The 6308-nt window shown below is 64.5% G+C and carries 8 protein-coding genes; all 8 read right to left on the reverse strand.

The window, feature by feature from the left end; translation table 11 throughout:
• Positions 1-9: 9 nt before the first annotated feature.
• A complete protein-coding gene (locus H0W38_RS14270) occupies positions 10-519 on the reverse strand; it encodes a MerR family transcriptional regulator (RefSeq protein ID WP_292455181.1) in 510 nt (169 codons plus the stop codon).
• 35 nt (positions 520-554) lie between these two features.
• A complete protein-coding gene (locus H0W38_RS14275) occupies positions 555-896 on the reverse strand; it encodes an integration host factor subunit alpha (RefSeq protein ID WP_292455183.1) in 342 nt (113 codons plus the stop codon).
• A gap of 23 nt (positions 897-919) precedes the next feature.
• Positions 920-3340 carry a phenylalanine--tRNA ligase subunit beta gene (pheT, locus tag H0W38_RS14280; RefSeq protein ID WP_292455186.1) on the reverse strand — a complete coding sequence of 807 codons (2421 nt, stop codon included), beginning with the start codon at positions 3338-3340 and terminating at the stop codon, positions 920-922.
• An 18-nt stretch (positions 3341-3358) separates the two neighbouring features.
• Positions 3359-4396: a phenylalanine--tRNA ligase subunit alpha gene (gene pheS / locus H0W38_RS14285; protein ID WP_292455187.1), complete on the reverse strand. Its 1038-nt coding sequence runs from the start codon at positions 4394-4396 to the stop codon at positions 3359-3361.
• A 104-nt stretch (positions 4397-4500) separates the two neighbouring features.
• Entirely contained in the window at positions 4501-4857 is a 357-nt protein-coding gene (rplT, locus tag H0W38_RS14290; RefSeq protein ID WP_292455190.1) for a 50S ribosomal protein L20, read from the reverse strand.
• A gap of 41 nt (positions 4858-4898) precedes the next feature.
• Positions 4899-5102 carry a 50S ribosomal protein L35 gene (rpmI, locus tag H0W38_RS14295; protein WP_292455192.1) on the reverse strand — a complete coding sequence of 68 codons (204 nt, stop codon included), beginning with the start codon at positions 5100-5102 and terminating at the stop codon, positions 4899-4901.
• Positions 5103-5239: 137 nt separating this feature from the next.
• A complete protein-coding gene (gene infC, locus H0W38_RS14300) occupies positions 5240-5788 on the reverse strand; it encodes a translation initiation factor IF-3 (protein ID WP_292455196.1) in 549 nt (182 codons plus the stop codon).
• Positions 5789-5894: 106 nt separating this feature from the next.
• On the reverse strand, positions 5895-6308 hold a 414-nt coding region (locus tag H0W38_RS14305), incomplete at its 5' end, for a His/Gly/Thr/Pro-type tRNA ligase C-terminal domain-containing protein (protein WP_292455194.1).

The raw sequence follows: 6308 nt of genomic DNA on the forward strand, positions 1-6308 counted from the left end.
AGGCCGCAATTAAGGCGTCAAGAGCCGCCGAATCGACAGCAACTCGTTGCGCATTGCCGCTGCTGTGGGCGCCGGGCTCACGCGCACCGAAGTCACCGCCACCGAATGGGCTCGTGCCGCAACGGCTTCAACCGCTTCGGTTTCTTTGTCTTCAAAGGGGTCTTCGTGGTCTTCGTCGAAGATGCCGGCCGCACCGTTGCCGTCTTGGGCCGAAGCCGGCGGAAACACTGGCTGGGTAGCCGGGGCCGATGCAGCCCCACGCGACGCGCTTTCGCTCAGGCGGTTGCGGGCGCCGCTGATGGTGAAGCCTTGCTCATACAGCAGTTCCCGAATCCGGCGGATCAGCAGCACCTCATGGTGCTGGTAATAGCGCCGGTTGCCGCGCCGCTTCATGGGCTTGAGCTGGGTGAACTCTTGCTCCCAATAGCGCAGCACATAGGGCTTGACGCCACACAGCTCGCTTACCTCACCAATGGTGAAATAGCGCTTGGCAGGGATTGGCGGAAGCGCTTTTTCCATTTGAATCAATGGCTTGTGGGCAGTGAGCTAAGACTTTACTCGAAGTTCTCCCCAGCAGGGATATCACCTTGCACCACCCCCTTGAGCTTGTGGCTGGCGTGAAAAGTCACCACATTGCGCGCCTTGATCGGTATGGCTTCGCCCGTACGCGGGTTTCTTCCCGGGCGCGGTGCCTTGCGACGGATCTGAAAGTTGCCGAAACCCGACAGTTTCGCGTCGTTGCCATCCACGAGTTGCGTGTGAAGCAGTTCGAAAAAGGCCTCGACCATGTCCTTGGATTCGCGCTTGTTGAGCCCGAGCCGCTCGAAAAGGAGCTCAGCGAGCTCGGCTTTCGTCAGGGTCGGCGTCTCGAGCGTGGGAAGAATGGCTCTGTCCATGGTCGGTCCTTCTTCTTCGGTTCTCAAGCACGCAGACGCGCGCCGAGGCGAACGCGGAGCGTGTCCAGCACGCTCTTGACCGCCGCATCGATGCGTTCGTCGGTGAGCGTGGCGTCGTCGTCGAGCAGTTCGAGGCGCACCGCCAAGCTGCGCTCGCCCGCGATCATGTCGGCGGACGGACTCTTCGGACGGTAAACGTCGAACAGGCGCGCATCTCGCACCAAGCCGCCGGTTGGCGCCGCGGCGATGGCTTCCAGCAGAGTTTCGTGCGTGACGGATTCGCCGACGATCACCGCGATGTCGCGCAACGCCGCCTGCTGCCGGGCGATTGGCGCATAAGCGGGCAGCCGCCCGCCGGCCAGCACATCCGCGTCCAGTTCGAACAGCACGGGCGCCTGCGGCAACTCGTAGGCCTGCCGCCAGCGCGGGTGCAGCTCGCCGACCCAGCCGATCGCCACGCAGTCGAGCTCCACACGGGCACTGCGGCCCGGATGCAGGGCAGCGTGCTCGGCCGGCACGAAGCGCGGTTTGCGCGGCGCGAGCAGGGCTTCGACATCGCCCTTGACGTCGAAGAAATCGATTGCACGCTCGGGCGCACCCCATTGCAATGCATCGACCGGCCCGTAGGCCAGAGCGCTCACGCGCAAGGGCTGATGGATACCGGCCAGGGTGCTGTCGCTGTCGGCCACCGAAGCATCATGCAGGAACACCCGTCCGAGCTCGAATACGCGCACCCGCGCCGCCTTGCGTGCGAGGTTGAAACGCAGCACGCCGATCAGGCTGCCCATGAGGCTGGACCGCATGACGGCCAGCGGCGCGGCAATTGGGTTGAGCAGCCGGATTGGTTGCCTGTTGCCCGCCAATTCGCGTTCCCAGCGCTCCTCGACGAAGCTGAAGTTGACTGTTTCCTGGTAGTCGAGCGCGGCGACCGCGTGGCGCAACATGTGCAGGCCGCGCCGCGCTTCGGAGCGCGCCCGCGGCGTTACCGGTGCGAGTGGGGGAGTGTCCGGCAGCCCCGAGTAACCCAGGATGCGGATCACTTCCTCGATCAGGTCTTCCTCGATCTGCAGATCGAAGCGCCAGCTCGGCGGCGTGACGGTGATCGTGCCCTCGCCTTCGGTAAAGTCGAGGCGGAGCCGGCGGAACACCTCGGCGCACTGCGGCTGCGTGACCGGCATGCCAATGATCTTGGCGGCGCGAGCGACTCTCAAGGTGACCGGCTTGCGCTCGGGCAGAGCAGCGGTCTGGTCGTCCATCGGGCCGGCTTCGCCGCCGCAGATGTCGAGGATGAGTTGCGTGATGCGCTCGACGTGCGCCATGGTCTGCGCCGGATCGACGCCGCGCTCGAAGCGGTGGCCGGCGTCGGTCGAGAAGTTGTAGCGCCGCGAGCGCCCGGCCACCGCCTGCGGCCACCAGAACGCCGCCTCGACGTAAACGTTGCGCGTATTGTTGCCGACCGCGGTGGCTTGCCCGCCCATGATGCCGGCCAGGGACTCGACCTGCCGCTCGTCGGCGATCACGCCCACCGTGCCATCGACCTCTACCGTGCTGCCGTTGAGCAGTTCGAGCCGCTCGCCGGGGCGGCCCCAGCGCACCTGCAGGCCGCCGTGCAGCTTGTCCAGATCGAAGATGTGCGAAGGCCGGCCAAGCTCGAACATCACGTAGTTGGAGATATCGACCAGCGCGCTCACCGAACGCTGGCCGCAGCGCGCCAAGCGCTCGATCATCCAGGCCGGCGTCGCTGCTTGCGGATTCACGCTGCGGACGATGCGGCCCGAAAAACGGCCGCACAGGTCGGGCGCTTCGATCCGCACCGGCAGCCGCGCATCATGCTGTAGCGCAACAGGCGTGATCACGGGCATGCGAAGCGGCGCGCCGGTGAGCGCGCTGAGCTCGCGCGCAATGCCGAAGACGCTCAGGCAATGCGCCAGATTGGGCGTGAGCTTCAGTGTGAAGAGCGTGTCGTCGAGGTGGAGGTGCTGGCGAATGCTTTGCCCGACCAAAGCGTCCTCTGCCAGCACGAGCAGCCCGCCCTGCTCTTCGGACAGCTTCAGTTCCTTCGCCGAACACAGCATGCCCTGGCTCTGGACGCCGCGCAGTTCGCCGAGCTTGATCGTGAACGGCTCACCGCCGGCCTGCGCGGGCGGCAGCTCGGCGCCGACCAGCGCGCAGGGCACCTTGATTCCAGCGCGCACGTTCGGCGCGCCGCAGACGATGGAAAGCGGGCCGCCGCCTCCGACGTCGACCTCGCACACGTTGAGCCGATCGGCGTTCGGGTGCTTGGCGACTGCCAGCACCTGAGCCACGACCACCTTGTCGAACGGCGGCGCGACGGGCCGCAGTTCCTCGACCTCGAGCCCGGCCATGGTGAGCTTGTCGGCCAGCTCAGCGGTGGAAAGCGGCGGATTGCAGAACTCGCGCAACCAGGATTCAGGAAATTGCATGGTCGAAGCGTCGTCGAATCACTTGAACTGGGACAGGAAGCGCAGGTCGCCGTCGAAGAACAGCCGCAGGTCCGCCACACCGTAGCGCAGCATGGCGAGCCGGTCGATACCCGATCCGAAGGCAAAACCGATGTAGCGCTCGGGGTCGAGACCCATGTTGCGGATCACCTGCGGGTGCACCTGCCCGGAGCCAGAAACCTCAAGCCAGCGGCCCTTCAGTGGCCCGCTGCCGAACATCATGTCGATTTCGGCGCTGGGCTCGGTGAAGGGGAAGTAGCTCGGCCGAAAGCGAATCTGCAGGTCGCTGGTCTCGAAGAAGGCCCGGATGAAGCTCACGTACACCGACTTCAGATCCTTGAAGCTGATGCTTTCGCCGATCCACAGGCCCTCGACCTGATGGAACATCGGCGAATGCGTGGCGTCGCTGTCGACGCGATACGTGCGTCCCGGCGCGATGACGCGAATCTCGGGCATCGGCAACCCCGCATCGAGTGCAGCGCGGTGCGCCTTGACATGACGAACCGCATGGCGAATCTGCATCGGACTGGTGTGCGTGCGCAACACGTTGCCACCCTCGACATAGAAGGTGTCGTGCATGGAACGCGCCGGGTGGTCGGCAGGCGTATTGAGCGCGGTGAAGTTGAACCAGTCGGTCTCGATCTCCGGGCCGTCGGCAACCTCGAAGCCCATCGAGCCGAAGATGGCTTCGATGCGCTCCATGGCCCGCGTGATCGGGTGCAGACCGCCGCTGCCGCGGCGACGGCCCGGCAAGGTGATGTCGAGCGACTCGGCGCGCAGTTGCAGCGCCAACTCAGCCTCGGCCAGCGCCTGACGCCGTGCCGAAAGCAGCGCTTCGACCCGTTGCTTGGCCGCATTGATCTCGGCGCCGCGGGCCTTCTTCTCGTCGGCGCCGAGGCTCGCGAGTTGCTTCATCTGCGCGGTCACCTCGCCGCTCTTGCCGAGGAAGCGCGCCTTGGCGTCCTCGAGCTCGGCCGGCGTTCGCGCCTCGCCGAACGCCTGCTCGGCACGCTGCGCAAGTTCAGTGAATGCTTCCATCTAGAAGTTTCGATGTTCTCGAATCGCGTTCGGAAAAAGCAAAGGGCCGACGCTTGCGCCTCGGCCCTTGCAAGGTACAGCGGGCCGCGCGGGCCCGGTGCGGATCAAGCGAACTGGGCCTTCACCTTCTCGACGATGCTGCCGAAAGCAGCCGGATCGTTGACCGCCATGTCGGCGAGCATCTTGCGATCGATCTCGATCGCGGCCTTCTTGATGCCGGCCATGAAACGGCTGTAGGTGATGCCGTGGCTGCGCGAAGCCGCGTTGATGCGCGCGATCCACAGGCGGCGGAACACGCGCTTGCGGTTGCGGCGGTCGCGGTAGGCGTACTGGCCGGCTTTCATCACCGCCTGCTTGGCGATGCGGTAGACGTTCTTGCGGCGGCCGCGGAAGCCCTTGGCCAGGGCCAGGACCTTCTTGTGACGGGCGCTGGCGGTTACACCACGTTTGACGCGAGGCATTTGTTCATTCCTTCAAGTTGAGAGAGACGGGCGAACGCGGCTCAAAGGCCAGCGAACGGCAGCATCTGGGCCATGTGGCCCATGTTGGTCTCGTGCACCGAGGTCGTGCCACGCAGGTGGCGCTTGTTCTTGGTGCTCTTCTTGGTGAGGATGTGGCGCTTGAACGCGTGACCGCGCTTGACGGTGCCACCCGGGCGGACGCGAAATCGCTTGGCCGCGCTCTTCTTGGTCTTCATCTTGGGCATGACTGCTCCTTCTTGAATTGCACCCGAGAGGCGCCGCGAACCACTCGCGGGCTTTGAGCCATCGGGCACTTGTGGGCGCTGCTGCGGCGACCAGACCACAGCAACGGTCGAACTCGAACTCGTACTGCTCTAGAAACTCACTTCTTGCGCTTGGGCCCCAGCACCATGATCATCTGCCGGCCTTCGAGCTTGGGCATGTTCTCGACGACCGACACATCGGTCAGCTCGTCGCGAATGCGCTCCAGCAGGCGCATGCCGATGTCCTGGTGGGTGATCTCGCGGCCCCGGTAACGCAGGGTGACCTTGCCCTTGTCGCCTTCTTCCAGAAAGCGGCGCAGGTTGCGCATCTTGATCGCGTAGTCGCCTTCGTCGGTACCGGGCCGGAACTTGACTTCCTTGATGTCGATGACGTGCTGCTTGGACTTGGCTTCGGCAGCTTTTTTCTGCTCGCCGTACTTGAACTTGCCGTAATCCATCAGGCGGCAGACCGGCGGGTCGGCCGTGGCAGCGATCTCAACCAGATCGACGTCGGCCTCGCCGGCCAGGCGCAAGGCCTCCTGAAGGTTGACGATGCCCAGCGGTTCGTTCTCCGGGCCGTTCAGGCGCACTTCCGGCGCCATGATTTCCCGGTTCAGCCTGTGCTTGCGTTCGTCGTTCCGGGTGCGACGGTCAAAGAAGTTAGCGATGGTTCAGATCCTTTTTTCGAGCCTTGCTCTTGCGCAACATCAGGCTCCACGTTGAACACACACGCGCCGGGCACACCGAGCGGATGCGGCAAACAACAAGCCTGCATCACACCTTGTGGGCGATGTCACTAGCGATCCTCTGGAAGAAGGCATCTAGGGGCATCACGCCGAGGTCCTGGTTGCCCCGGGCGCGCACCGCAACCGCTCCCGCAGCCTTTTCCTTGTCGCCAACGACGAGGATATACGGAAGCTTTTGCATTGAATGCTCTCGGATTTTATACGTGATTTTCTCGTTGCGCAAATCACTGACAGCCCTAACTCCTTGTTTTTGCAGCGTTTTCGCAAGCTCTGCGGCGTAGTCGGCTTGGGCTTCGGTGATGGTGAGCACGGCCACTTGCACCGGTGCCAGCCAAGCCGGGAAGGCGCCGGCGTGCTGCTCGATCAGGATGCCAATGAAGCGCTCAAGGCTGCCGACGATGGCGCGGTGGAGCATTACCGGGTTGCGGCGCTCGCCGGATTC

It is taken from the genome of Methylibium sp., from assembly GCF_013817365.1.
Taxonomy (GTDB): domain Bacteria; phylum Pseudomonadota; class Gammaproteobacteria; order Burkholderiales; family Burkholderiaceae_C; genus Methylibium.